Raw genomic sequence first — 23,800 nt, 5'->3', positions numbered from 1 at the left:
ATCTTTTTCATTTTTCTTCTCCAAAAACCGTGTCCCGGGATCCGTCCCAAGAGCGCGATGTGTCCAGATTGCGTTCGCTGGGGTTAGCGCTACGCAGGTGGAATGATGAATTCCGTTGCCCCAGCTTATAACTCGGATTCTTCGAAAAAGCCGTGTCGCAAATATCACAGTCGGACGCGATGTTCGGAGTTCCAAAGTTCCATTTAAACATCTGTAAACGCTAATTATTCACGCGCTTTTGTTCCATCGATTTTGATCACAAAATGGTGAGTTATTGCGCCGCGTCGAAAGCCATTTTGGCCCAAGGACTTGTAAGGAACAAAACGAGTACGTATAAATGCTGACGAGAGCACCCACCGCATTGGTGTGGATAAGCGCCTCTTCGGAGCAGGGAAGCTCCATCGCGGCGTTTCGATGCGACCGCGAGTAGGCTTAGGTGCCGGGCGGGCGCATGGTAAGCGCTCTGGTGGAGATTGAAGTCATGGCAGGCAGCGTCAACAAGGTCATTCTGGTGGGCAATCTCGGGGCCGATCCCGATATCCGGCGCACCCAGGACGGGCGGCCGATCGCCAATCTCAGCATCGCGACGTCCGAGACCTGGCGTGACAAGAACACCGGCGAACGCAAGGAAAAGACCGAGTGGCATCGCGTCGTCATTTTCAATGAGGGGCTTTGCAAGGTCGCGGAGCAGTATCTGAAGAAGGGCGCCAAGGTTTACATCGAGGGCGCGCTCCAGACCCGGAAGTGGCAGGACAAGGACGGCAAGGACAAGTACTCGACCGAGGTCGTTCTGCAGGGCTTCAACTCGACGCTGACCATGCTCGATGGCCGTGGCGGCGGCGGTGGCGGTTCGTTCGCCAGTGATGAGGGCGGTGGCTCCTTCAGTTCGGGCGGGCCGTCCCAGCGCCGTTCTGTTCCGGCCTCTGGTGGCCGCGACGACATGAACGACGATATTCCGTTCTAATCACATCATCCAAAGGCGGCGCGTCCGCCGTCGATGACGAACTGCACGGCGAGGGCGGCAAGCACCACGCCGAGCAGTCGTGACATCACGACATTGCCGGTAACGCCGAGCAGCTGCGCAACGCGGCCCGCGAACACGAATGCGATCGCGCAGACGGTGGCGATCACGACGACTATGCCGACGAGCGTCAACAAAGAGGCCGGGTCCTCTTTGGTCTGTCCGGCCAGCAGCAGCGTGGCGGTGATCGCACCGGGGCCTGCGATCAGCGGAATGGCCAGCGGAAACGCGGCGATGTTGCGTGCATGCTCCTCGATGGCCCGTTCGGCCTGCCGCGCCTCGCGGGCGGGGCGAATGCCGAGCACCATTTCACCGGCGATAACAAACAAGAGGATACCGCCGGATATCCGGAAAGCAGGCAGACCGATACCGAGCCGCGTGAGGAGCCAGTTTCCGATCAGCGCGGTACCGATCAGGATCGCTGCAGCGATTACCGCCGCGCGATAGCCGACGCTTCGGCGGACGGCGGCGGGCAGTCCATGCGTGACCGACAGGAATGCCGGCGTGATCCCGATCGGATCGACCACGACGAACAACGTGACAAACGCATTGAGCGCGTATTCGGCAAGCATGAGCACTCCGCAGGCTGGCAGCGGTGCCATCGTTTTACGAGTTTAGCCTAACGCGCACGCGGATTGGCTGGTCCGTTTTTTTGCCAGTTCGCGGGCGGATTCTGGACGTTGAAAACAACTTTGGAAAACCCTTGCGGCAGGTCGGGACGCCGGTGCCGGAAAGGGCATAAAATCACCCTGCAAATATCTGAAAATATTTGATTATTTCGAGCGTCTTCCGACCCGAATAGGTTGGCTAAAATCTGCGATTCAGCCTATATAGGCAGGACATTTCGTACCTCAGGATTCGCTCCCTTGACCGACCCAAAAGATCCGGCGGACGACAGCTCCAGTCCCGCCGACATCAAGCCTGTTTCGATCTCTGATGAGATGAAGCGTTCGTATCTCGATTACGCCATGAGCGTGATCGTGTCGCGCGCGCTGCCTGATGCGCGCGACGGCCTGAAGCCGGTGCATCGGCGCATTCTCTACGGCATGTACGAGAACGGTTTCGAGTGGAACAAGCCGTACCGCAAGTCTGCGCGCACGGTCGGCGACGTCATCGGTAAATATCATCCGCACGGTGACCAGTCGGTTTACGACGCGTTGGTGCGCATGGCGCAGGATTTCTCCATGCGCGTGCCGCTGATCGACGGCCAGGGCAATTTCGGTTCGGTTGACGGCGATATGCCTGCGGCGATGCGCTACACCGAATCCCGTCTGCAGAAGATCGCCCACTCGCTGCTCGACGACATCGACAAGGACACCGTCGACTTCCAGCCGAACTATGATTCCTCCGAGCGCGAGCCGAAGGTTCTGCCGGCGAAATTTCCGAACCTTCTGGTCAACGGTGCGGGCGGCATCGCGGTCGGTATGGCGACCAACATCCCGCCGCACAATCTCGGCGAAGTGATCGACGCCTGCATCGCGCTTATCGACAATCCCGGTTTAGGCATCGACGATCTCATCAACATCGTGCCGGGACCGGATTTCCCGACCGGCGGCATCATCCTCGGCAAACAGGGTATTCGCTCGGCCTATCATCTCGGCCGCGGCTCCATCGTGATGCGCGGCAAGGTGTCCATCGAGACTATCCGCAAGGATCGCGAAGCGATCATCGTTTCCGAAATTCCCTATCAGGTGAACAAGGCGACGATGGTGGAGCGCATCGCCGAACTCGTTCGCGACAAGAAGATCGAGGGTATTTCCGACCTGCGCGACGAATCCGATCGCGATGGCTACCGCGTCGTCGTCGAATTGAAGCGCGATGCGGTGCCGGACGTGGTGCTGAACCAGCTCTACAAATTCACGCCGCTGCAGACGAGCTTTGGCGCCAACATGGTGGCGCTCGACGGCGGCCGTCCGCAGGTGATGAATCTCAAGGACCTGCTGACGGTGTTCGTCGCGTTCCGTGAGAACGTCGTCTCGCGGCGTACGAAATTCTTGCTCAACAAGGCGCGCGACCGCGCGCACATCTTGGTCGGTCTTGCCATTGCGGTCGCCAATATTGACGAGATCATTCGCGTCATCCGCACCTCGCCAGATCCGGCGACAGCGCGTGATACCTTGATGTCGCGCGACTGGCCGGCGAAGGACGTCGAGACGATGATGATGCTGATCGACGATCCGCGTCATCGCATTTCCGCGGATGGCACCGCACGGCTGTCGATGGAGCAGGCCAAGGCCATTCTCGATCTGCGTCTGCAACGCCTCACCGCGCTGGGCCGCGACGAAATCTCCGACGAACTCGACAAGCTCGCGGTCGAGATCGCGGACTATCTCGACATCCTGCGTTCGCGCGCGCGCGTGCAGGGCATCGTCCGTGATGAATTGACGGCGGTAAAGAATGAATTCGCCACGCCACGCCGCACCGTGATCGTCGATCAGGAAGGCGAGGTCGAGGACGAAGACCTGATCCAGCGCGAGGACATGGTCGTCACCGTCTCGCACGCGGGTTACGTCAAGCGCGTGCCACTTTCGACCTATCGCGCGCAGAAGCGCGGCGGCAAGGGCCGTTCCGGCATGCAGACGCGCGACGAGGATTTCGTCTCGCGGCTGTTCGTCGCCTCGACGCATACGCCGGTGCTGTTCTTCTCCTCGCGCGGCCAAGTCTACAAGGAAAAGGTCTGGCGGCTGCCGATGGCGGCGCCAAACGCGCGTGGCAAGGCGCTCATCAACATCCTGCCGATGGAGCAGGGCGAGCGCATCACCACGATCATGCCGTTGCCGGAGGATGAATCCTCGTGGAGCGAACTCGATGTGATGTTCGCTACCACCGGCGGCAATGTCCGGCGCAATAAGCTGTCGGATTTCGTCGATGTCCGCCGCTCAGGCATCATCGCGATGAAGCTCGATGAGGGCGAGTCGATCGTCGATGTGCAGATCGCCAAGGAAAACGATGACGTGCTGCTCACCGCTGCCGGCGGCCAGTGCATTCGTTTCCCAGTCACCGACGTGCGCGTGTTTCAGGGGCGCACCTCGATGGGCGTGCGCGGCATCAACCTCGGCGACGGCGACAAGCTGATCTCGCTCACCATCCTGCGTCACATGGACGTCAACGCCGACGAACGCGCCGCCTATCTGCGCCGCGCCAATGCGGTGCGCCGTGGTGGCGTCGAAGACGAGGCAGGCACCGACAGCGAGGAGGCGACGGGCGCGATCGAACTCGGCGAGCAACGCTATGTCGAAATGTCCGCAAATGAGCAGTTCGTGCTGACCATCAGCGAGAACGGCTATGGCAAGCGCACCTCGTCCTATGAGTACCGGACTACGGGGCGCGGCGGAAAGGGCATCGTCGCGATGTCGGTCAACGGCCGCAACGGTAAGCTCGTGGCCTCATTCCCGGTCGAGGACAGCGACCAGATCATGCTGGTGACCGACAAAGGCCAGCTCATCCGCTGCCCGGTCGAGGACATCCGTATTGCTGGCCGTTCGACGCAGGGGGTCACTGTCTTCAACACCTCTGATGACGAGCGCGTGGTGTCGGTCGAGCACCTCACTGACGAAGGTGAGCAATCTGGCGAAGGCTAGGCCCTAGCGCGGCGTCACCATCCGGATATGGGTCAGCACGGGGCGAGGGGTTGCATCCCCTCGTCGCAGGCAGATGGCGGAAATGTTCGGCCAGTCCTGCTGGGCACAATCGACGCCCGCCACGGCCAGTTTATCGCCCCGGGCGAGAGCCCCAGGCTCACTGGCCTCCACCTGAGGCGCTAAACTCGGCAGAAGGATCAGCGCAACACCGGCAAACGCGGCTATGGCCGCCACCGCGCCTAGAATCTTCGGCGGATCCGCCAATTTCGCTTCCAGCATCATGTTTCGCCTCCGGCGCCCTCGAGCGCTTTCGGAAATGACGCAGCTGGGCCGGAATGGTTCGCCGGAATTCCGGGCGGAAGGCGGAAAAATATCGGTAACCGTAAGGGAACCGGCTCGCTTGCGGCCTCTCGCGGGGCAGGTTAGGAGGAGGAATGGCTCGTGTCGCGCTTTATCCGGGGTCGTTCGATCCCGTCACCAACGGCCACGTCGACGTGGTGCGCCAGGCGTGCACCCTGGTCGATCGGCTGATCGTGGCCATTGGCGTGCATCCCGGCAAGGCGCCGCTGTTCTCGATTGATGAGCGCCGCGCCATGATCGTGGAAGTGTTTGCGCCGTTCGCTGCCGCCTCGGGCTGCGGCATCGAATGCGTGACTTTCGACAATCTGACTGTTGCGGCGGCCCAGAAGGCCGGTGCCTCAATCCTGATCCGCGGGCTGCGTGACGGCACCGATCTGGATTATGAAATGCAGATCGCCGGCATGAACCAGACCCTGGTGCCGGACGTGCAGACCATCTTTATTCCGGCATCCCCCACGGTTCGCCCGATCACCGCCACGCTTGTGCGCCAGATTGCCAGTATGGGCGGCGATGTTTCGGCTTTCGTACCGAAAGCGGTTGCAACCCGTCTCAAGGCGAAATTCTCACAGTAGCCCGTCGCGGCTGCCGCTTCCTTCATCGGCGCACCCTCGCGCGACGTATTCAACCTTTCCAATGCCAACGGAGTTTTCATGATCAGACTGCTTGCCGTCCTCGGAGCCCTGATGCTGGCGGCGCCGGCCTTCGCCCAAAAGCTGCCCGCAAACCTCGACAAGGCCAACGCTATCGTCATCGACACCACCAAGGGCCGCGTCGTGGTGCAGTTGCGCACCGATCTTGCGCCGAACCATGCCGAGCGCATCAAGCAGCTTGCGCGCGATGGCTACTATAACAACGTGCCCTTCCACCGCGTCATCGACGGCTTCATGGCGCAGACCGGCGATGGCAAGAACTTCAATGGCACTGGCGGTTCTAAATATCCGAACCTGAAGGCCGAATTCTCCAACGTGCCATTTACCCGCGGTGTCGTCGGCATGGCGCGCGCGTCCGATCCGAATTCGGCGAACTCGCAGTTCTTCATCATGTTCAACGACTATCCTTCGCTGAACGGCAAATACACCGTGATCGGCAATGTCGTGTCGGGCATGGATGTCGTGGACAAACTCAAGCGCGGCGAGCCGGTGCAGAACCCCGATAAGATGCTCAAGGTGCAGGTCGCCTCCGACATCAAGTAATCGCCCCCTGAATTGCGCGCTGCGCCTTCATCCATTCAAAAGGAAAGAAAAATCATGGCAGACAACGACAACACTCTCATCCTCGACACCACGCAGGGCGAGGTGATCATCGAAATGCGCCCCGACCTCGCGCCGGGCCATGTCGCGCGCATCAAGGAATTGGTGCGTGAAGGTTTCTACGACGGCATCGTTTTCCATCGCGTGATCGACGGCTTCATGGCGCAGACCGGCTGCCCGCACGGCACTGGCACTGGCGGCTCCGGCCAGAAGCTGAAGGCCGAATTCAACGCCGAGCCGCATGTGCGCGGCACAGTGTCGATGGCGCGTGCAGCTAACCCGGATTCCGGCGACAGCCAGTTCTTCATCTGCTTCGACGATGCTCGCTTCCTCGACAATCAGTACACCGTCTGGGGCAAGGTGACCTCCGGCATGGAGAACGTCGACAAAATCAAGCGCGGCGAGCCGGTGCAGAACCCGGACAAGATCATCAAGGCGCACATGGCGGCCGACGCCGCATAACGGCGCTGCTCAGCGATTTTGCGTGGCTCATGCCCGGCCTTGTGCCGGGCATGATTGTTTCTGGAACGCCCCAACATAGCCGTTGCCCGGCCGGGGCTGGGAGGCCATAACGGGCTACCATGCGTACCGACCTGTTTGATTTCGATCTTCCCCCTGAAAGCATTGCGTTACGGCCCGTCGAGCCGCGCGAAAGCGCCCGGCTTCTGGTGGTGCGGCCCGGCGACGGCCTTGATGACTATACGGTGCGCGATCTGCCGGATTTGCTGCGCGCAGGTGACCAGCTTGTCGTCAACGACACCAAGGTGATCGCGGCGCAACTGGCGGGACGCAGGGTCGGCGGGGCCACGGAGCCTCGTATCGACGTGACGCTCATCAAGCGTGTCGATGGCTCGCGCTGGCAGGCGCTGGTGCGGCCCGCGCGCAAGCTCGCAGAAGGCGATGTCGTGCGCTTCGGCAACGAGGGACGGGTATGCCTGCTTGGCAATCTCGATGCCACCGTCGAGGCCAAGGGCGAGGCGGGGGAAATCACACTGTCGTTTGCGTTTCATGGGCCGGTGCTCGATCAGGCCATTGCCGATCTCGGCGCGCCGCCGCTGCCACCCTATATCGCCTCGCGCCGCGCGCCCGACGAAAAGGATGTCGGCGACTACCAGACCATGTTCGCCAAACACGAAGGCGCAGTCGCGGCCCCCACGGCGGGTTTGCACTTCACGCCCGCGCTCGAGGCTGCGTTGCAAGCACGCGGCATCGGCGTGCAGCGTCTGACGCTCCATGTCGGTGCGGGCACGTTTCTGCCGGTGAAGACCGATGACACCGCCGACCACAAGATGCATGCGGAGTGGGGCACCATTTCGGCGGAGACGGCACGCACGCTGAATGAGGCGCGTGCCAAGGGTGGACGCATCGTCGCGGTCGGCTCGACGGCGATGCGGCTTCTGGAAAGCGCCGCGGATGAGAACGGCACCATCCAGCCGTTCACGGGCGAGACGGCAATCTTCATCACGCCGGGCTATCGTTTTCGTGCTGTCGACGTGATGATGACGAACTTTCATCTGCCGCGCTCGACGCTTTTCATGCTGGTCTCGGCTTTCTCCGGTTTGGAGACAATGCAGGCGGCCTACGCACATGCCATCGAGAAAGGCTATCGCTTCTATTCCTATGGCGATGCCTGCCTGCTGTTCGCTGATACGGGCCACGCTGCATGAGCGTGGCCAATCATTTCCGGTTGTTGGGCAGCGACAGCGAAGCGCGCACCGGGGTGCTGACGACACCGCATGGCGCGGTGCGCACGCCGGCCTTCATGCCGGTCGGCACCGCGGGCGCGATGAAGGGCATCCACTGGCGCGAGATCCGCGAGGCCGGCGCCGACATCGTGCTTGGCAACACCTACCATCTGATGCTGCGCCCGACGGCGGAACGCATCGCGGCGCTTGGCGGCCTGCAAAAGTTTACCGGCTGGAACGGACCGATGCTGACGGATTCCGGCGGTTTTCAGGTGATGTCGCTGTCGAAACTGCGCAAGGTCACGGAGCAGGGCGTCCGCTTCAAGTCACACATCGACGGTGCGGTGCTGGACCTGACGCCGGAGCGCGCCATCGAAGTGCAGCGGCTGTTTGGCTCGGACATCGCCATGCAACTCGATGAGTGCGTGCGGTTGCCGGCGACGCGCGCAGAGGTCGAGCGCGCGATGCAATTGTCGCTGCGCTGGGCTGAGCGTTCCAAGCGGGCTTTCGAAGGCGCGCCGTCCGGTCACATGCTGTTCGGAATCGTGCAAGGCGGCGATATCGCGGAGCTTCGCCGGCAAAGCGCCGTTGCGCTCGGTCAGATCGATTTTCACGGCTTCGCGGTGGGCGGGCTTGCGGTCGGCGAACCGCAGGAGGTGATGCTGGCGATGATCGAGGAGACTGCGCCGCTGCTGCCGCAGGACCGGCCGCGTTACCTTATGGGCGTCGGCACGCCGGACGACATGATCGAAGCGGTGGCGCGCGGCATCGATATGTTCGACTGTGTGCTGCCAACCCGCAACGGCCGACATGGTCATGCGTTCACGCGACGCGGCGTCATCAACCTGCGTAATGCGCGCCATGCCGACGACCCGCGCCCGCTGGATGAGGAAAGCCCGTGGCCGCCCGCGAGCAGCTATTCGCGCGCCTATCTGCATCATCTCGTGAAGGCGGGCGAGGCTCTCGGTGCGATGCTGCTGTCCGAGATCAACATTGCCTATTTTCAGACCTTGATGAGTGGCATTCGCGAAGCGATTGCGGCGGGCACGTTTGCGGATTTTCGCGCTGCAACGAAAGCAGGCTGGGCGGCAGGCGACCTGCCGCCGTGGTAGACATCACCCTGGCTCAGAAGTCGCCTTGCCGTGGGGCGTCCGGACAATTCCTCAGCGTGTGCTTGGTCACGAAACCGTGGCCGCAGGTATCGCAGGTCCACAGATAGCTCACGACGTTGTCGGAAAAGGCCGAGGCTTCAGCCGCCACCATGGTGTCGGAGCAGATTGCGCAAATCATGCGCTCGGCTCCGCGCGGAAAGAACGGCGCGAGCGTCGGGCGGATTTCAGCGGTTGCCGTCATCGTGACCTCCCTCAGGTTGGCGTCGTCAATTGGCGGTACCCGGAAAACCTACATCCGCACTTTGAAGAAGGCACAACACAAATGCGTTGGTTTTGCGATTTCTTCTATCGCAACGCACACATCCGCGTGTTCAGGCTCTTTGCGTAACACGAAAAGACAGATTTAATGATCGCCTGTTCTGAAACTCATTTCGCCAGGAGTGCGCCATGAATTCGCCGCCGGACAAGACCGCTTCCCAGTGCCATATCGGGCGGGGCGGCATCTATGACAGCATCGTCGATGCAGCGGGTTGCACGCCGATCGTGCGGTTGCGGCGGCTGCCGGAGCAGCACGGCGTCAAAGCCACGATTTTAGCCAAACTTGAGTATTTCAATCCGGCGGCCAGCGTGAAGGACCGTATTGGCGCAGCGATGGTGAAGGCCATGGAAGAGGCCGGGGCCATCAACAAGGACACGGTGCTGATCGAACCGACATCCGGCAACACCGGCATCGCGCTTGCCTTCGTCGCGGCCTCGCGCGGTTATCGCCTCAAGCTCGTGATGCCGGATTCGATGTCGATTGAGCGACGCAAGATGCTGGCCTTTCTCGGCGCGGAGATTGTGCTCACCCCGGCGGCGCAGGGCATGAACGGTGCGATTGCGACCGCCGAGGAACTGGTGCGCACCACGCCCAACGCCGTGATGCCGCAGCAGTTCAAGAATCCTGCCAACCCCGCCGTGCATCGTCAGACGACCGCAGAGGAAATCTGGAATGACACCGCGGGTAACCTCGATATTTTCGTGGCAGGTGTCGGCACCGGCGGCACGATCACCGGCGTCGGTCAGGTGCTGAAGCCGCGCAAACCATCGCTGCGGATTGTCGCGGTCGAGCCTGCGGAAAGCCCGGTGCTGTCGGGCGGCAAGCATTCGCCCCACAAGATTCAAGGGCTCGGCGCGGGTTTCGTGCCGGACATCCTCGACCGCTCGGTGATCGATGAAGTCGTGACCGTGAACAGCACGGCGGCGATCGAAATGTCGCGCTCTCTCGCGCGCATGGAAGGGATCGCGGGGGGAATCTCCTCGGGCGCGGCGGTTGCGGCTGCGCTTGAACTCGGCAAGCGGCCGGAAAACGCAGGCAAGATGATTCTCACCGTGATTCCCTCTTTCGCGGAGCGCTATCTTTCGACGGTGCTGTTCGAAGGGATTTAGCGAAGGCCCCCTGGTGCTCCATTGACCGTCTTTTGGCGTCTCGCGGTGCTTAAACACCGCGAGACCGCTCGTGAGGCGAGGTCCTGAGCAGACGGTTGGCCGCGGGCATCGGCCATTGGGCTAAAATGCATGCCAAGTAGATGTTTACCGTTTCAGTCTAGCATACAGTTCCACAGGCCTCTGATGTCGCCGGAGATTCGGGGTCTGCGTTTCTGTGTCTTCGTATTTTCACGACCGTCGAATGTCTTGATGGGATCTGATCCGAGATGACAAATCCGCAGCTGCTTCATGCGCAAGTCCTGACCACCCCGGAGAGCGCACAGATACCGACCGTCTCGGAGAGACTGGTCGATGAATTGGGCAATGGCCTCGGCAATCTTGGTGTCGAGCTCGCAGATGTGCTGGGCAATCTGCACGACGTTGCAAGTCGCGTCTCGCGGCAATCCGAGCAGTTCGGCCATTTGCAGGAAACCGCGGACACGATGGTTGCGGCCAATCGCAACATCGACGGTGCGGCGCGGACGGTCCAATCATTCACGGCCAATGCGGCTGCCGAGATTACGCAGTCGCGCGAGGTCGTGACCAGCGCAGTCGGAAACATTACCGAGCTCGTGACCGCCGTGAGCCGGATCGAGGACAGACTTGCGGCGATCAGCCAGGTCCTGTCGCAGGTCGGCAAGGTGTCAGGCACCATTGAAACCATCGCCAAGCAGACCAATCTTCTCGCGCTCAATGCCACCATCGAAGCTGCGCGCGCCGGTGATGCCGGGCGGGGCTTTGCGGTCGTCGCCAACGAAGTGAAGAGTCTTGCGGAGGCGACACGACAGGCGACGTTGCAGATCGGCCAGACAGTACAGAATCTCGATGGCGAGATCGGGCATTTGATCGAGGATAGCGGTGTTGCGACCCGTTTCGCCCGAGAGGCGGGCGAGGGCGCCAATCATATCCAGGGTACGATCAATCGCGTCCATGAAGGTTTTGCCACCGTGGAGCGCGACATCAGCGCGATTGCGGCCGCTGCCGCGACCAACATGGAACACTGCGACGTGGTGCTCGCCGAACTGGGCGATCTCGCCAAGGGTGTCGATCTGTCGTCCAGCGATCTGAAACATGCCGATGATCGCGTCGAGGGGCTGCTCGGCGCCTCCGAGACGCTCATCAAGGCCATTGCCGAAAGCGGTGTCGAAACATCGGATACGCCTTTCATTCAGGCGGCGGTCGAGACGGCTGCCAAGGTAGGCAAGGCGTTCGAGGCCGCGATCGAGCGTGGCGAAATCACGGAGCAGCAGTTCTTCGAGCCAAACTATCGGGAAATCGAGGGCACCAACCCCAAGCAATATCTGTCGAGCTATGTCGAACTGACCGACCGGATACTGCCGCCGATCCAGGATCCCGTGCAGAAGATGGACCCGCGCGTAATGTTCAGCGTGGCGTGGGCGCGCGACGGCTACCTTCCGACCCATAACCCGAATTACCGGCACCCGCAGGGCGACGATCCGGTCTGGAACGCGGCCAATTGCCGGAACCGGCGCATTTTCAAGGATCGCGCCGCCGAGAAGGTGGCGAACAGCACGGCGCCATTCCTGCTGCAGACCTATCGCCGCGACATGGGCAACGGCAATTTCGTGCTGCTCAAGGATGCGTCGGCGCCGATCCGCATTCGCGGCCGCCACTGGGGATGCTTCCGGATCGGCTTCCGTCAGTCCTGATCGGGGCCGTAGAGCCTAGAATATTGAACTCACTGGCAAAAAAGCCGTTGAGGGAGGCCGCCAATGCGTCGGTTTTCGGCGCTCATGGCTTGACCCGTGGGAATGAGACCCCTACACACCGCGACGAGTGAGCGCGTAGCTCAGGTGGTAGAGCACGTGACTTTTAATCATGGGGTCGAGGGTTCGAGTCCCTCCGCGCTCACCAATAGAAAATTATGTAATTGATCTCATTCAGAATTTCGATCTGACGCCCGCACCTTACCACTAGGTGCGGGAATAGATGTTCCGGTTTCGGTCCGCGACAGCTTGCTCATCGCGCTCGCCGCCAGGAATTTGCGATTGGCCGATCGTGTGTAGAGCGATGCCATGCGGCCACCCTCCCAGCCAAAGATGGCCTCAAGCTGAGCAACAGTAGCGCCATGGTTTGCTGCGTTTGTCGCCGCGGCCTTGCGCAAACCGTGGGCGGATTTACGAACTCCTGCCGCAAGGCACGCCTCGCGAAAAAGTGTCCCAACACTCTCTTTGGCCATCGGATTGCCCGAGGCCGTCGCGATGAATGCGAGATCACCGGTAGGGCCGGCGTCCAACGTGGCTTGCAGTTCGGGCAGAACAGGCAGCGTAACGCGCACCCCGGTTTTCTCGGTATCGAGCGTAATGATGCCATCGCGAACGTGCTGGCGACCAAGCCTTGCCGCGTCGCCCCTCCTCAAGCCTGTGTAAAGAAAAATATCAAACATGACTCGCTCACGTGTGCCGCGCGGCCAGCGTCGTTCGAAACGCGTGATCTCATCGTCTGTCCAAACCGGAAATCCGTTTGATTTAGGTTTCTTTGTTCCGACGCCCAACGTCGGGTCTGACCCAACTAGGCCAGCATCCAGCGCCCATCGGAAGAGGCCGCGTAGCGCAGTGACAAAATGACGAGCTTGATGAGGTGTGGTTGCCCGCTTGTCGCGCCCTCGAACAACTGCTGCGCGGTCGATCCGCACAATTGGCTCGGATCCGGCGGACTCCAAAATTTTTAAAAAGGTGAATTCCCGGTGTTTACGGGTGGAGGCCGCCAAGTCACGCCACGTGCTGGATTGTCGGTAAAGGCCAACGAGCCATTTCAGAGAGCGGGTTGCAGTCCCGCTTTTTGGCATGGGCTTCTCACCGGCTAAAGCGGCGCGATAGGCAAACTCGAATTCGGGCGTGCCATAGTCAGCCTTGATACGCGTTCGAGGCCCTTTTCCTACGCGAACGTACCACACCATTCTGCCGTGACGATTGGCTTCGCGATGAAGGTGAGGTGGGCGGGGACGCGGCATAGCCACATCAAAGCTCAACCTTTGATTCCGGATCAAGATAGTTGATCTCGCTTTGCAAGAATTTTTTTGTACCGAGAGAGACTGTAATTGATCCGTCAGGGTGGATCGCGACGCACTCTGCGCCGGCGCTCTTCGCGGCGCGAATACATCGCGCAACGTCGGCTTGAGTGAGTTTTGCAGGCGTTCGTGGCATCTCAAGGGCTCTCTAATGAGCCGCCAACTTCTCCTAAAATCGCGCAACCAGGATAGGGAAAATTACAGGGCTTCTTTTCCTAATCGCTGCTCATTGCCGCCTGATATTGCTTACCGAGTAAACTCGCGTGCTCCAAAATACTTTCTTTAGAGATCGATCTCTTCAAGGTCTCGGTCGCCGAGGTGTATCGGAGCATCATGCTGTCACGAATATCATTGAGATGTTGGTCGTTGGTTTTCTTCAGCGATAGCTTCCATTTTTGAAGGCTTTCGACGGTGTTTCCCATGCTATCTGCGATTTCTTTTTCAGAGACGCCGACCTTTTCGCCCATTCCTTTAAGAACATCCAATAGTCCGACAGTTGCGGCACGAATTTCAGCAGCCGTACCGGGTTGCGCACCGTATTTGCCCGCTGGCTTTGGTGCAAAGATGCGGTCGACTTGACCGTAGTCGAGCATTTTCAAGCCCCAAATAGCGCGATGCAGTACCTTCCGATCCTTTGACTTTTCGGCGATTGCGGCATTCGCCGTCAGCTCGCTTTCATCAACGCCAGACGCTGAATCTTGCATCGCCACCTCGGTTTCATCGAGCAACTGTTTCAACAAACCGGCGAGTCTCTCCCTATCGGTCATCGCTATCTCCTGGACGCACTAATAATCAGAAAAAGTAAGCCGGCTAATTCCGTGGTTTCGGACGCAGTCATCCCTTTAAGCTCCATTCCAACGCTTTCACAAGCCACGTCGCGCCGAGCGCTACGTCACGTACTGCAGCTAATTGCACTGAAGGAGGAGGGAGAATGGCAGAGCAGGCTGCAGTTGAAGCAATGAAAAAGGTGAATTCACGCCGTCATATTCGTCGCGACTTACAAAAAGCCCGACGAGTGAAAGCAGGTTTATACCGGCGGTACGAACGGAGCCTGATGGACGGAAGGCGAGACAGCGCACGCAATTTGCAGCGCCTGATTATGCAATCTAAAAGCGTGAAGTTCGTCGCAGTTTGCGAAGCTTATCGAAAAATGAAGCGCGGTGCGAGAAGGCGAGTGAAAGCGTCATTTTGGGAGATCGCTACTTCGGTCGACTGCATGCGGCCGTGCGGGGAAACGGTCATTGTTCATGGCGAACGAAAAGCCAGCGGCGACATTCGGCCAATTTTCCATTTCGGAATTCAGAGCCGCTCGCGACAGATCATCGTCGCCGATTTGCTCAGACCCACATTCCTCACTCATCAGAGCCAGTCTATGAGTCATGGAGGCGTTCCCGCAGCAATAGAACACGTCAAAAAGCATGCGAAAGAGGGATACGTTTACGCCTCTCGAACGGATATCAGCGCGTATTTCCAAAGCTTCAGGCCAGACCGGCTACACACATTTCTGAAACTACCAAAGGAGGTAATCGACGCAGTAGCCATGACAGAGGGATACGAGTTGTCCCTTAGTGATGATCTTGATCGCCTATTCAACGAAGGGGAAAAGGGTTCGGCTTTGGCTGATGCTTTTCTTGAAGAGGCCCGGCGCGGAATTCCGCATGGATCGTGCACGTCGACAGTAATTGCAGAGAAGGTAATGGCTGATGTGCTCCCGCTTTTGAGCGCGGATGTTCAGTTGGTCAACCACGGAGACGATACTCTCATTCTCGGTAAATCGGCGAAAGACGTGGCATCGACAATATCTGACCTACGGATCGCTCTTAAACAGCATCCCGCCGGGCTCTTCCAGTTGACGCACTCAATCGTTCACTCACCGGGAACTAGCTTCAAATTTCTAGGAGCCGATATCACGATCCGACCGGCGGGATCCTTGCTAGTAAAGGTCTCATCCGGGAACAGGCAAAAACTGGCTATACGCGTGAAGAGAAAAGCCAAGCAGATCGCGGCGCTGAACGATCCACTAAAGCGCGAAATATACTGGAAACGAGCTCTCAGACGCTTAAACGGTTGGCAGGCTGCCTTCAAATATTGCTGTGACGCCGATCAACTTGCGGAGTGGGGGAAAATGGCTGTGCACTCCCAAGTAAAGGCGCAGACGATGTAAAGTTCAAGACGCTTCTTTGGGTGCTCAAGACGCCAGAGTGTTAAATCCATCTAGCGCGACTAAGGCTGCTAATCGGCGATTTTTTATACACTCGCGTTTGCTCCAGACACGATTTCAGACACGGGAAAAGGGTAGGAGTTAAACGCGGGTTACTTGCGATAATCTTCTATTATCGCAACCTATAAAGCCGTCATTTCAATCGTTTTTTCATTGCCATTCTTGTTGGCAAAGTTAGTCGATAAAGGTCTCGTGGAGGGCCTATATTGACGCTCGATCATCCCGATCTAAAGACATTTGATGCATATGGCGACGACGTTATTATCGATCAGTGGTTGGCAAATAGCCTTTTGCAGAAAGCCATCAGGCGCGGAGACGTGCTGTCAGCCGAACGAGCGGCGTTAATCTTTTATCGCAGTTGCGGTTCTGCAATTTGGCGTCGCTTTATTATTATCGCGTTCGAAGATATTGGGATCGCCGATCTGGGCGTGGTCACCGAAGTCACAGAACTTGCTGCTAACAGCAAAATGCGGAGGGCAGTTGGTGGAAACCAAACCGTCATCCGGTATCTCGCGCGTTCGCTTGCGCTTGCCATTAAAAGCAGATCTGCGGAACATCTGATCACATCAGTTCTTCATCATCCACGTCTCCCTCACAGGGAGGCGCTTCAGTGTTCAGTCTGGGTTGCTCTAGATCACGCCAAACAGGTTTTGACCGCCGCCGGCAACGGAATGGATGGGCTGCCTAGTGACCTTGAGCAAATTTCTGACCTTGGACTTAGACGTTCAGGAGAAGCAATTGTTCAGATGACGCCGGTGCTCTGGAAATCTGTGCTTGAAGCAAAATTGCCAATGTCGATTGAGCGACGGGAAATTCCGGAAGCACGCAGAGGCGGGTTACCGTTATATGCGCTGGACAAGCACACTCGGAAAGGACGGCTGGCGATCCGTCAGTTTGTGCGGGATATTCCCGAAATTAGGAACGCACTAGCGCACACTGTTAAACACTCAATGCGGAATAACGCCGCGTACATGATCGCTTTTTATACCGATGCTGTTCCGTTAGCTGAAAAGTTGGTCTGGCCGGGAGCTCAAGAGTTGGAGCAGCTTGGTTTGGAAGCCGATATGTACAAAGTCGGCGTCAACCCGACCGATATCGCGCCTCTTTTAGCGATTTTTTCAAAATTTCAGAGCGAACTCGACGATGCTAGGGCGAGAACATTATCAACCTCGGTTACCGACCTTCCGCTTTTTAAGATGACAGCCTCAGTGAGGTAGCGATGAAGGATTCTTCGGTCGAAACTAGCGCTTTGGTCGGGTACACCTCTGTTTCATCGACTGATGCCAGGGTTCTCGATCTGCTGAACGATTCATTTGCTGAAAATTCCTGGCGAGCCCTCAGGAGCGATATTGCCCGTTTCATCCATTGGGGGGGAAGCGTGCCGGCCCAATCGAACGAGATTGCAAAATACCTAGCTGAGCATAGTTCTACTCACGCTGTTACGACTCTTCGCCGCTGGATAAGTTCAATTTCACATGTTCACGCGGTACAGGACTTACCGAATCCCTGTAGAGCCAAGATTGTTGACTTAGTATTGCGGGGCATTCGACGACGTTACAAGCGGCCACTGCGGCAGGCGTCGGCGATCAGTGAGCATGTCATAGAAGCTATTGGTAGGGCCCCGGCAAAAACCAATCGCGATCGGCGCGATAAAGCGATTGTTCTGCTAGGGTATGCGGGCGGATTTCGGAGGTCGGAGCTCTGTGCAATTGATTGCACTTCAGTGATTTGGACTGAGCATGGTGCTTCGATTTGGCTGGAGAGCGGCAAGACAGATCAGAGGGGCTTGGGTCGAGTTATACAAATTTCGTCAGACCCAGGCCATTCCTGTCCGGTTCAGGCATTGCGATCGTGGTTCGATGAATTACCAAATGCGAGTGGGCCGGTTTTCCGACCAATCCGAAAGAACGATCGTATCCTCACCGACCGCCTGTCAGGCCAGTCAATGAACGTAATCATCAAAGCCGCGCTTCGGCGGGCAGGGCAGGTCAATTCGACATCAAGCCATGGACTTCGAGCAGGGTTTATCACGAACAGTGCACGTGCTGGGCTATCGCTTTGGCAGATAAGGCAAATTACAGGTCATTCGAGCGACGCCATGGTGCAGCGGTACATTCGCCCTGAGAATCTGCAATCAACTGCAAATAGCGTCCGCGAGTCGGCATCTTAATCGGAAACGAGCGCCTTGAGCGGGATGGATAGCGCGTCGGCGATACGCGCTAGAACGAGTAAGCTGGGATTGCGACGGCCGCGCTCACCGCGTGGACATTCGGAAATTGCCCTGCATTCCCAGCGCGGATAAAACCTGTTAACGCTTGGTTAGGGTAGTGTCCACCCATGTTTAGGAACACGTTACCTCGGTTTGAAGTGTGCACCTCGTCAACTGTACCGCGAACCGTAACGGATTGGTCAACATGAGATGCCGCATCTTTTGGTGAGATTGTTTGGCCAAGGGCTGGGGTAGATAACAAACAAAACCCAACAAGAAACCTGCCCTTCTTGATCGCGTAATTGCGCCCAGCGCCAAAACTTGCAGGCTTGCTCGGGCGGGGGACGAAACGGAATCGGATCGGTCATCATGGCTTCCTCCGCTTCTTCAATGGGCGCTTCTTCGATCCGAACTCTTTAACAAACCTGCTCGGTCTTGATCGGTGATCTTGGAGAGTGGACTTAGTGTGACCGGAGACCTTTTGCCCCATCCAATTTGGAGAATGAGTGGCCATATTTACCACTGAAACAAAAGAGGTGGCATGTCCAAACGAGCAACCGCACACCGTATTATGTTGGATGGGGAATCGTCTTGGCTCTTCTTTGCGGTCTACTCGTTTGGAAGATAGTCGCCGTAGCTTTTCGCTGAGATCTTGGAGAAAGGGCCTGGGTCATGCGGCCTATAATCCCCAGCATGGTTCAGCGAGGCTAGGGAATGGCGGGGCATCTCTCTCGGCGTTGGCGTTTCCTCTTTTTGCGTTAGGTCAATGAAATCTATCTGAGGCGTCGCACTCTATGTCCGCGACCATAGCTAGTCGTAACTTTCTCCCTCGACTTCAAGCCCGCCTAAGATGCGGGCTTCTCTTTACGATGTTGTGTCTGTTTATCTCTGGGGCAGGTTCGGAAGGAGAGCCTAAGCGATGCCTTTGATCTCGCTGCGAACACTTACCATCGCCGTGCTTGGATTCATTATGAGCTCGCCTGGTTTCGCCGCTGAGTCGCACAGCCATAGTGGGACGTCTGCGCCTGTCCAACTTCAGCTTGACCATGGCAAGAAGTGGCAGACAGATCATGCGCTGCGCCGGGGCATGAGCGAAATCCATACCGTGATGGAAAAATCGCTCCCGGTCATTCACGAGAAAGCGTTCACGTCCGCGCAATATGAAGCGGTGGCGGAGCACATCCAGAAGCAGATCGATTATGTAGTCGGGAATTGCAAGCTGCCTGAGGAAGCCGACCAGCAGCTTCACCTTGTGCTTGAGCAGATCATCGATGGCGTCGCCGATATGAAGGCTGATACCGGCCGCGATCGAGGTGCTGAGAAGATTGTAACGGCGCTCGGCCAGTATCGCGAATATTTTGAGCCTGCGGGCTGGTAGGTGTTCGCCGCGGCCGCGGTCGCGATGGCTACGTTCGGCCTTCACGCTGCCACGCGAGGAGGCGAGGGCGCGGGCCCGACTCTGGCTCGATCGCTGGCCGGCGGCGGCGTACATGTCGCACGTTGAGGGGGGCGGGAGCTGCCTGACGGAGAGATCGAGTTCATGATGCGGCGGCTAAAGAGTGCTGATTAACCTCGGAAATAAGGCGCCCCAGACCATTGGAGATCCGGGGCCAACCTCAACGGCCATCCCTGAAGGGCCGCTCGGCTGTCGATCCAGCTAACCAGGAATCGGTCATTCACTATTGACCATAATCAAATGGAACCTGGATATGACGCGGCCGACCCATCGAGTTCAGGATGAGGGGTTGAGAAGTGCAGGCTAGCCGCTCCGCGTGATTTCCTCATCGCCGTAAAGGAGACCAAGTAGATGCTCGTCACGCTGCGCGTCGGTCTCGGCGTGATCCTCCAAGATTCGCTGGAGGTCCGCCGCCAGCTTTCGATAAGTCGCGGCCAATTTTTTAAAGGCCGCGCGCTTGGTCTCGCTCGTGGCTGTTTCGCTAATTGTGACGCAATGCTCGGCGTCGACATTGAGTTTATCGATGTAAAGCTTGATGTCCTTCATGGCCGTTACACTGATTTTCCCCAAAATCGATGTTCATGATGGCGTGGAATGCATCTCTTGTTCAAGTCGCTCTTCCTATAATGGCAACAAACCCCGCTCCAGCGGGGTTTTCTATTTCAATTAATCAGTAGAGTCAGGCCAACGACCAACGCGACAATTCCAATACAGAGTGCGATGAGGAATGCATTCTGCACGGAGACCTCGCGTGTGATGCATTATAAGAATTGCAGCCAATAAATGATTGCGGCGAGGAGTGCCATCGTGCCGCAGGCTGCCATCAATAAGAATACGCGCTCGACACTGTCAGATTCGCGAAACGAGAACATGTGCTACTCCCTCTGTTTGAGTAGGGCGGGAGCGCAACCGGCGTTCTCATCACCGATGTATACCTAGATCTGTTCGGTGGTGAATTGATCCTGCGCCTTTGGCGGGCTAATGCGAGTCTAAACGACTGATGCGCGGGAAAATGTCTCGATAGATTAACCTGCGTTATAAAACCTCATAGTAAATTACTCAAAGTACTCATTATGTAACTACGAGCGCGCTTCGCCCCAGAGGCAGACTGCTGCAAGTGCAGCAGCATAAAGCGCATTCAGTCGCTCATCATCCTCGCCTTCGTCTATCGCTTGCCGAAGGTTTCGAATAGCTATGAAGGTGTTTTCTCTAAAGAGATCGCCTGACATGCTGTGCTCGGGAAGCGCCAGCGCACTTGCTTTTGCCAGATCGGCATCGCCGGGAACAAGATGGGCTTGGTCTAGGGCTTTGAACACGCTAACCGCGATCGCTAGTTCATAGGTTTTCATGGGCATAGTGGAATGTGTGTATCGGTCTACTTCTCCCCATGCAATTGGTTCCCATCCAGCCAGTCTTGTTCGTCGGCCAGAGCGCGCCAAGCTTCTGCCATTCGCTCGTATCCCTTCCGCTTAGGTTGTTCTGTCTGCTGCGCGGCAAGCTCAACACAGTTTGCGGCATTCTCTCGATATTCTGCGGCTTTGGATTGCATGGCAGTTTCAGACAGGTGGTGTTTTCTATATCAGCAGAGCGTGGGTAAACACGATTGCCAATGCTGCGAGAAAAACAACAACAAGGACTTGGCCAAGGCGTGTGCTGATGATCTCGGGAATGCCATGGTGTCCGTTTAAAATTTTAGCCATTTTCAATACTCCGGCGACGTTTTCTATTGGGGGGAGGGCCGCAGGGGCATTTCTCCGCGTTTTTTTTAGTTGAGTTCGCTCCGGGTTTTTGTCGTAGATTCATAAAATTAAATTCCATCACGGTCGCAAATCGAGCGAAACCAAACCTCGTACCGCTGGTTTAGAACCTCCATCGAAGGAGGAAAAACCATGACAAGGAAAGTGTTGGTGATTGCCGCGGCGGCGATGGTCGCCTCAGCACTCATGACTTCTCCTGCGGACGCGCGTGGCTGGCATCACGGGGGCTTTGGCCATGGTGGCTTTGGCTGGGGGCCAGGGATCGGATTCGGCCTCGTGGCAGGAGCATTGGCCGCAGGTGCTTATGGTGCCTACGGTCCATACGGCTACGGCTACGGTTATGAGCCCGTGTATGATGGATATTATGCGCCTGCCTACTATGGGTACGCACCGGCATATTACGGCGGGCCATACGCCTACTATCCAAGGCACCGCTATTATCGTCGGCACTATTATTATCGGGGTTGGTGAGATTTCATCTAATACCTACTTTGAGGCCATCACCAGTTGAGAGCTGTGATCGCCTACCGCACCCCGAAAGACTCGGCTGGCAGCATGTCCCGACGTCGAAAGGCGAGGGCGGCCGACGACGGCTATGTACGGGAGACCTTCACGCTGCCACGGGAAGAGGCGAGGGCTCAGGGCCGGCTCTGGCTCGATCGCTGGCCGGCGGCGGCCCACATGTCCGAGGTCGAATGGTGGCGGGAGCTGTCGGGGGACCGGATTGAGTTCAGGATGAGGCGGCTCAAGTCGGCAGACTAAATTTTTTTGTTCGCGCCTCTTGACGATAAACGGACCTTTTCTAATTTTTTTGTCGCCACGATGAGTGGTGCGGAGCGCCTGGTGGGGCTCCGCGAGGCGGGCGCCCGGTGGTGTCCGGCGTCTGCTCGTATCCATCTTGCTCTATGGAGAATTTGGCTATGAGGACCTTTGACTTTACGCCTCTGTGGCGATCTTCGATCGGCTTCGACCGGTTGATAGATCTCGTTGATGCGGCGCAACGCAACAGCGAGGAAAGCTACCCCCCGTACAACATCGAGCGCGTGGGCGACAATCAGTACCAGATTTCTCTGGCGCTGGCTGGCTTCGCGCCGAGCGATGTCAACATTACTGCTGAGCAGAATGTTGTTACGATCGAGGGCCGCAAGAACGAGGAAAAGCGGGAGTTCCTGTATCACGGAATTTCGGCTCGCGCGTTTCGGCGGCAGTTCAGCCTTGCCGATCATGTCGAGGTGGAGAATGCCTCTTTCGAAAATGGCATTCTACGCATCGATCTGGTCCGCGAAGTTCCGGAGGCAATGAAACCGCGCAAAATCGAAATCAACGCGGGGTCTTCTCCATCGAACGTTCACCAGATTGAATCGAAGGCCGCTTGACCTTCCTCGGAAGCGGCTCAGTAACCTGAGCCGCTTCATTTGCCGTCCGCAACGAAAGGAGAAAGAGGAGGACGACATGACTGTCCATACCAGATTCAACGATGACGATGTTTTCGACCTCAACGGCATCTTTCATCCTGGATTGGTTTACGACCATCCACGAGATGTTCTGGCCCAAGAAGGGCTGACCGTCGCAGAGAAGCGAGCCATCTTGGCGTCTTGGGCTTCGGATGCAGCCGCCGTAAAATCGTGCCCCTCGCTCAGGGCAATCCCCGGCCAGCAACAACCGGTGACGATTGACGAAATCCTCGAAGCTCTCTCAAGCTTAGATCACTGGCCTCGACCTCCCGGAGGAAAATCTGTCCGGCGTCGATCCGTATCCCGCGTGCCAGCGGCGGCCTGATGGAGGCGGGGATGTTTAAGAGCATGCCCCAAGCCTTCGAGCTTCAGCGGCTACGGCGACTGAAATAGGCTGTTCGCGGCTTAGAAATCAAAGTTGGGAATCCGAGAATGATCCCGGCCGAGGACTGGATGACGGATTTGGAATCCAGAATTGCCAGCCTTGAGCGTGGCCTCGGGATTGATAGCCGCCCAATGAGATAGGCTTTAGCGTAGGTCGACCGTTGTCCGCCGGCCTACGCAACATCGAAGACTTCCTGAATGCCTTTTTAGGAAAACGGGGCAGCCCCATGGATGAAGAACTGCGCCGCTTCATCATTCGCGGCCATGAAAAGGTTGTTGGCCATTGTCACTTCTTACTCGCCTCACCAAACCTCCGGGGCGAAGATCGCGTGACCTTAGAGTCGAGGCTTGTGGCCGAGGAGAGGGCGCTACGGGGTTTAATCGGCAGCGTCGTAGATGAAAGCGAAATTGACAGTTCCAGTATAGGCGAAAGAGCGACTGGCTTGCTCCATTTCGGTTTTGCAAATTCGGATCAATTCTCTTGCGGCGGCTTCTGAACCGGCGAAGGAGTCCTCGGACTCCTAGGCGCAAACGCAGATCAGAATTCGCGCAGATCACCAAGTGTCGGTAGATCTTTCCGTTCGGAGCCCACTGCACAACATAGAACTGCATTTCGTCCAGTTCGGCGAGTTTGGGGTCGTAGATCCAGCCCCATTCAATTCTCGGTCGGGCATGACCACATGTCTTGGTAATTGGAAAGGGTGACATGTCGAAAACTGCGAAGCGGCTTCCTTTACATCATCGGTTGGGGAATTATTCTGGCGGCTCTTTGCGGTGTCCTTGTTTGGAAGGTGGCCACCTGACGGCTACCG

The 23,800-nt window shown here is 57.7% G+C and carries 26 protein-coding genes and 1 tRNA gene; 18 read left to right on the top strand and 9 right to left on the bottom strand.

Annotated features, from left to right (window positions below):
- Window positions 1-481 precede the first annotated feature (481 nt).
- Window positions 482-964 (top strand): single-stranded DNA-binding protein, encoded by a 483-nt coding sequence (locus AFIDRAFT_RS11465; protein ID WP_009339568.1) that lies wholly within the window; start codon window positions 482-484, stop codon window positions 962-964.
- A 5-nt stretch (window positions 965-969) separates the two neighbouring features.
- On the opposite strand, the gene AFIDRAFT_RS11460 is transcribed toward AFIDRAFT_RS11465, so the two are convergent.
- Entirely contained in the window at window positions 970-1,593 is a 624-nt protein-coding gene (locus AFIDRAFT_RS11460) for a MarC family protein (RefSeq protein ID WP_009339567.1), read from the bottom strand.
- A gap of 294 nt (window positions 1,594-1,887) precedes the next feature.
- Between AFIDRAFT_RS11460 and gyrA the strand changes: the two genes are divergently transcribed.
- The gene (gyrA, locus tag AFIDRAFT_RS11455; RefSeq protein ID WP_009339566.1) at window positions 1,888-4,602 is read left to right on the top strand and encodes a DNA gyrase subunit A; all 2,715 of its coding nucleotides are present in this window, start codon (window positions 1,888-1,890) and stop codon (window positions 4,600-4,602) included.
- A gap of 3 nt (window positions 4,603-4,605) precedes the next feature.
- Here gyrA and AFIDRAFT_RS11450 read toward each other — a convergent pair whose 3' ends face one another.
- Complete coding sequence (locus tag AFIDRAFT_RS11450; protein ID WP_009339565.1) at window positions 4,606-4,884, bottom strand: hypothetical protein; 279 nt, start codon at window positions 4,882-4,884, stop codon at window positions 4,606-4,608.
- A 152-nt stretch (window positions 4,885-5,036) separates the two neighbouring features.
- Between AFIDRAFT_RS11450 and coaD the strand changes: the two genes are divergently transcribed.
- The 5 genes from coaD (at window position 5,037) to tgt (ending at window position 9,009) form a co-directional block, all read left to right on the top strand.
- The gene (coaD, locus tag AFIDRAFT_RS11445; protein ID WP_009339564.1) at window positions 5,037-5,534 is read left to right on the top strand and encodes a pantetheine-phosphate adenylyltransferase; all 498 of its coding nucleotides are present in this window, start codon (window positions 5,037-5,039) and stop codon (window positions 5,532-5,534) included.
- A 78-nt stretch (window positions 5,535-5,612) separates the two neighbouring features.
- Window positions 5,613-6,155, top strand: a complete 543-nt coding sequence (locus AFIDRAFT_RS11440) for a peptidylprolyl isomerase (protein WP_009339563.1) — start codon at window positions 5,613-5,615, stop codon at window positions 6,153-6,155.
- A gap of 54 nt (window positions 6,156-6,209) precedes the next feature.
- On the top strand, window positions 6,210-6,674 hold the full coding sequence (locus AFIDRAFT_RS11435; protein WP_009339562.1) for a peptidylprolyl isomerase: 465 nt from the start codon (window positions 6,210-6,212) through the stop codon (window positions 6,672-6,674).
- A gap of 119 nt (window positions 6,675-6,793) precedes the next feature.
- Window positions 6,794-7,879 (top strand): tRNA preQ1(34) S-adenosylmethionine ribosyltransferase-isomerase QueA, encoded by a 1,086-nt coding sequence (gene queA, locus AFIDRAFT_RS11430; protein WP_009339561.1) that lies wholly within the window; start codon window positions 6,794-6,796, stop codon window positions 7,877-7,879.
- A complete protein-coding gene (tgt, locus tag AFIDRAFT_RS11425; RefSeq protein ID WP_009339560.1) occupies window positions 7,876-9,009 on the top strand; it encodes a tRNA guanosine(34) transglycosylase Tgt in 1,134 nt (377 codons plus the stop codon). The genes queA and tgt overlap by 4 nt, the downstream gene beginning before the upstream one ends.
- Window positions 9,010-9,022: 13 nt before the next feature.
- Here tgt and AFIDRAFT_RS11420 read toward each other — a convergent pair whose 3' ends face one another.
- Window positions 9,023-9,250, bottom strand: a complete 228-nt coding sequence (locus AFIDRAFT_RS11420) for a hypothetical protein (protein ID WP_009339559.1) — start codon at window positions 9,248-9,250, stop codon at window positions 9,023-9,025.
- Window positions 9,251-9,456: 206 nt separating this feature from the next.
- Here AFIDRAFT_RS11420 and cysK point away from each other — a divergent pair, with 206 nt between their 5' ends.
- From cysK to AFIDRAFT_RS11405, 3 genes are all read left to right on the top strand, one after another.
- A complete protein-coding gene (gene cysK / locus AFIDRAFT_RS11415) occupies window positions 9,457-10,437 on the top strand; it encodes a cysteine synthase A (protein WP_009339558.1) in 981 nt (326 codons plus the stop codon).
- 266 nt (window positions 10,438-10,703) lie between these two features.
- The gene (locus AFIDRAFT_RS11410; RefSeq protein WP_009339557.1) at window positions 10,704-12,146 is read left to right on the top strand and encodes a methyl-accepting chemotaxis protein; all 1,443 of its coding nucleotides are present in this window, start codon (window positions 10,704-10,706) and stop codon (window positions 12,144-12,146) included.
- A 129-nt stretch (window positions 12,147-12,275) separates the two neighbouring features.
- Window positions 12,276-12,351 (top strand) — tRNA-Lys (locus AFIDRAFT_RS11405).
- 22 nt (window positions 12,352-12,373) lie between these two features.
- Here AFIDRAFT_RS11405 and AFIDRAFT_RS11400 read toward each other — a convergent pair.
- Window positions 12,374-13,468: a tyrosine-type recombinase/integrase gene (locus tag AFIDRAFT_RS11400; RefSeq protein WP_349509553.1), complete on the bottom strand. Its 1,095-nt coding sequence runs from the start codon at window positions 13,466-13,468 to the stop codon at window positions 12,374-12,376.
- A 254-nt stretch (window positions 13,469-13,722) separates the two neighbouring features.
- Complete coding sequence (locus AFIDRAFT_RS11395; RefSeq protein WP_009339555.1) at window positions 13,723-14,274, bottom strand: hypothetical protein; 552 nt, start codon at window positions 14,272-14,274, stop codon at window positions 13,723-13,725.
- 164 nt (window positions 14,275-14,438) lie between these two features.
- Here AFIDRAFT_RS11395 and AFIDRAFT_RS11390 point away from each other — a divergent pair, with 164 nt between their 5' ends.
- From AFIDRAFT_RS11390 to AFIDRAFT_RS11380, 4 genes are all read left to right on the top strand, one after another.
- Window positions 14,439-15,671 carry an RNA-dependent RNA polymerase family protein gene (locus AFIDRAFT_RS11390; RefSeq protein WP_009339554.1) on the top strand — a complete coding sequence of 411 codons (1,233 nt, stop codon included), beginning with the start codon at window positions 14,439-14,441 and terminating at the stop codon, window positions 15,669-15,671.
- Between the two features lie 263 nt (window positions 15,672-15,934).
- Entirely contained in the window at window positions 15,935-16,945 is a 1,011-nt protein-coding gene (locus AFIDRAFT_RS11385) for a hypothetical protein (RefSeq protein ID WP_009339553.1), read from the top strand.
- Between the two features lie 2 nt (window positions 16,946-16,947).
- Window positions 16,948-17,898: a tyrosine-type recombinase/integrase gene (locus AFIDRAFT_RS20520; protein ID WP_009339552.1), complete on the top strand. Its 951-nt coding sequence runs from the start codon at window positions 16,948-16,950 to the stop codon at window positions 17,896-17,898.
- 1,009 nt (window positions 17,899-18,907) lie between these two features.
- Window positions 18,908-19,315, top strand: coding sequence for a hypothetical protein (locus AFIDRAFT_RS11380; protein ID WP_198007811.1), 408 nt, complete (start codon window positions 18,908-18,910; stop codon window positions 19,313-19,315).
- A gap of 381 nt (window positions 19,316-19,696) precedes the next feature.
- Here the strand turns inward: AFIDRAFT_RS11380 and AFIDRAFT_RS20030 are convergent, their stop codons facing one another.
- The 4 genes from AFIDRAFT_RS20030 to AFIDRAFT_RS19800 all read right to left on the bottom strand — a co-directional run bounded on the left by AFIDRAFT_RS20030 (window position 19,697) and on the right by AFIDRAFT_RS19800 (window position 21,338).
- Window positions 19,697-19,939, bottom strand: a complete 243-nt coding sequence (locus tag AFIDRAFT_RS20030) for a hypothetical protein (protein WP_009339550.1) — start codon at window positions 19,937-19,939, stop codon at window positions 19,697-19,699.
- A 533-nt stretch (window positions 19,940-20,472) separates the two neighbouring features.
- Window positions 20,473-20,742: a hypothetical protein gene (locus AFIDRAFT_RS11370; protein ID WP_009339548.1), complete on the bottom strand. Its 270-nt coding sequence runs from the start codon at window positions 20,740-20,742 to the stop codon at window positions 20,473-20,475.
- 225 nt (window positions 20,743-20,967) lie between these two features.
- Window positions 20,968-21,093 (bottom strand): hypothetical protein, encoded by a 126-nt coding sequence (locus tag AFIDRAFT_RS20350; RefSeq protein WP_009339547.1) that lies wholly within the window; start codon window positions 21,091-21,093, stop codon window positions 20,968-20,970.
- Between the two features lie 107 nt (window positions 21,094-21,200).
- A complete protein-coding gene (locus AFIDRAFT_RS19800; protein WP_156786886.1) occupies window positions 21,201-21,338 on the bottom strand; it encodes a hypothetical protein in 138 nt (45 codons plus the stop codon).
- A gap of 164 nt (window positions 21,339-21,502) precedes the next feature.
- On the opposite strand from AFIDRAFT_RS19800, the gene AFIDRAFT_RS20415 reads away from it, so the two are divergent.
- The 4 genes from AFIDRAFT_RS20415 (at window position 21,503) to AFIDRAFT_RS11350 (ending at window position 23,485) form a co-directional block, all read left to right on the top strand.
- Complete coding sequence (locus tag AFIDRAFT_RS20415) at window positions 21,503-21,661, top strand: hypothetical protein (protein WP_156186836.1); 159 nt, start codon at window positions 21,503-21,505, stop codon at window positions 21,659-21,661.
- Window positions 21,662-22,070: 409 nt separating this feature from the next.
- Window positions 22,071-22,526: an Hsp20 family protein gene (locus AFIDRAFT_RS11355; protein WP_009339544.1), complete on the top strand. Its 456-nt coding sequence runs from the start codon at window positions 22,071-22,073 to the stop codon at window positions 22,524-22,526.
- A 76-nt stretch (window positions 22,527-22,602) separates the two neighbouring features.
- On the top strand, window positions 22,603-22,929 hold the full coding sequence (locus AFIDRAFT_RS19485) for a hypothetical protein (protein ID WP_082156978.1): 327 nt from the start codon (window positions 22,603-22,605) through the stop codon (window positions 22,927-22,929).
- A 286-nt stretch (window positions 22,930-23,215) separates the two neighbouring features.
- Entirely contained in the window at window positions 23,216-23,485 is a 270-nt protein-coding gene (locus AFIDRAFT_RS11350; RefSeq protein ID WP_040298304.1) for a hypothetical protein, read from the top strand.
- Window positions 23,486-23,800: the final 315 nt, after the last annotated feature.

Source organism: Afipia sp. 1NLS2, from assembly GCF_000178995.1.
GTDB lineage: Bacteria > Pseudomonadota > Alphaproteobacteria > Rhizobiales > Xanthobacteraceae > Afipia.
The sequence above is the reverse complement of the archived record's forward strand: the minus strand, read 5'-3'. Positions and strand labels throughout refer to the sequence as shown.

Coding starts and splice junctions, on each gene's coding strand:
- AFIDRAFT_RS11410 (WP_009339557.1), top strand. CDS start 10,704: ATGACAAATCCGCAGCTGCTTCATGCGCAAGTCCTGACCACCCCGGAG.
- AFIDRAFT_RS11390 (WP_009339554.1), top strand. CDS start 14,439: ATGGCAGAGCAGGCTGCAGTTGAAGCAATGAAAAAGGTGAATTCACGC.
- cysK (WP_009339558.1), top strand. CDS start 9,457: ATGAATTCGCCGCCGGACAAGACCGCTTCCCAGTGCCATATCGGGCGG.
- AFIDRAFT_RS11450 (WP_009339565.1), bottom strand. CDS start 4,884: ATGATGCTGGAAGCGAAATTGGCGGATCCGCCGAAGATTCTAGGCGCG.
- AFIDRAFT_RS11440 (WP_009339563.1), top strand. CDS start 5,613: ATGATCAGACTGCTTGCCGTCCTCGGAGCCCTGATGCTGGCGGCGCCG.
- AFIDRAFT_RS11355 (WP_009339544.1), top strand. CDS start 22,071: ATGAGGACCTTTGACTTTACGCCTCTGTGGCGATCTTCGATCGGCTTC.
- AFIDRAFT_RS11435 (WP_009339562.1), top strand. CDS start 6,210: ATGGCAGACAACGACAACACTCTCATCCTCGACACCACGCAGGGCGAG.
- AFIDRAFT_RS20350 (WP_009339547.1), bottom strand. CDS start 21,093: ATGGCTAAAATTTTAAACGGACACCATGGCATTCCCGAGATCATCAGC.
- AFIDRAFT_RS20030 (WP_009339550.1), bottom strand. CDS start 19,939: ATGAAGGACATCAAGCTTTACATCGATAAACTCAATGTCGACGCCGAG.
- AFIDRAFT_RS11420 (WP_009339559.1), bottom strand. CDS start 9,250: ATGACGGCAACCGCTGAAATCCGCCCGACGCTCGCGCCGTTCTTTCCG.
- queA (WP_009339561.1), top strand. CDS start 6,794: ATGCGTACCGACCTGTTTGATTTCGATCTTCCCCCTGAAAGCATTGCG.
- AFIDRAFT_RS11380 (WP_198007811.1), top strand. CDS start 18,908: ATGAGCTCGCCTGGTTTCGCCGCTGAGTCGCACAGCCATAGTGGGACG.
- AFIDRAFT_RS11350 (WP_040298304.1), top strand. CDS start 23,216: ATGGATGAAGAACTGCGCCGCTTCATCATTCGCGGCCATGAAAAGGTT.
- AFIDRAFT_RS20520 (WP_009339552.1), top strand. CDS start 16,948: ATGAAGGATTCTTCGGTCGAAACTAGCGCTTTGGTCGGGTACACCTCT.
- AFIDRAFT_RS11460 (WP_009339567.1), bottom strand. CDS start 1,593: ATGCTTGCCGAATACGCGCTCAATGCGTTTGTCACGTTGTTCGTCGTG.
- AFIDRAFT_RS11395 (WP_009339555.1), bottom strand. CDS start 14,274: ATGACCGATAGGGAGAGACTCGCCGGTTTGTTGAAACAGTTGCTCGAT.
- AFIDRAFT_RS19800 (WP_156786886.1), bottom strand. CDS start 21,338: ATGAGTGCTGAGGCGACCATCGCCGCCGCGGCAATCACCAACACTTTC.
- AFIDRAFT_RS11465 (WP_009339568.1), top strand. CDS start 482: ATGGCAGGCAGCGTCAACAAGGTCATTCTGGTGGGCAATCTCGGGGCC.
- tgt (WP_009339560.1), top strand. CDS start 7,876: ATGAGCGTGGCCAATCATTTCCGGTTGTTGGGCAGCGACAGCGAAGCG.
- AFIDRAFT_RS11370 (WP_009339548.1), bottom strand. CDS start 20,742: ATGAAAACCTATGAACTAGCGATCGCGGTTAGCGTGTTCAAAGCCCTA.
- AFIDRAFT_RS20415 (WP_156186836.1), top strand. CDS start 21,503: ATGATGGATATTATGCGCCTGCCTACTATGGGTACGCACCGGCATATT.
- coaD (WP_009339564.1), top strand. CDS start 5,037: ATGGCTCGTGTCGCGCTTTATCCGGGGTCGTTCGATCCCGTCACCAAC.
- AFIDRAFT_RS19485 (WP_082156978.1), top strand. CDS start 22,603: ATGACTGTCCATACCAGATTCAACGATGACGATGTTTTCGACCTCAAC.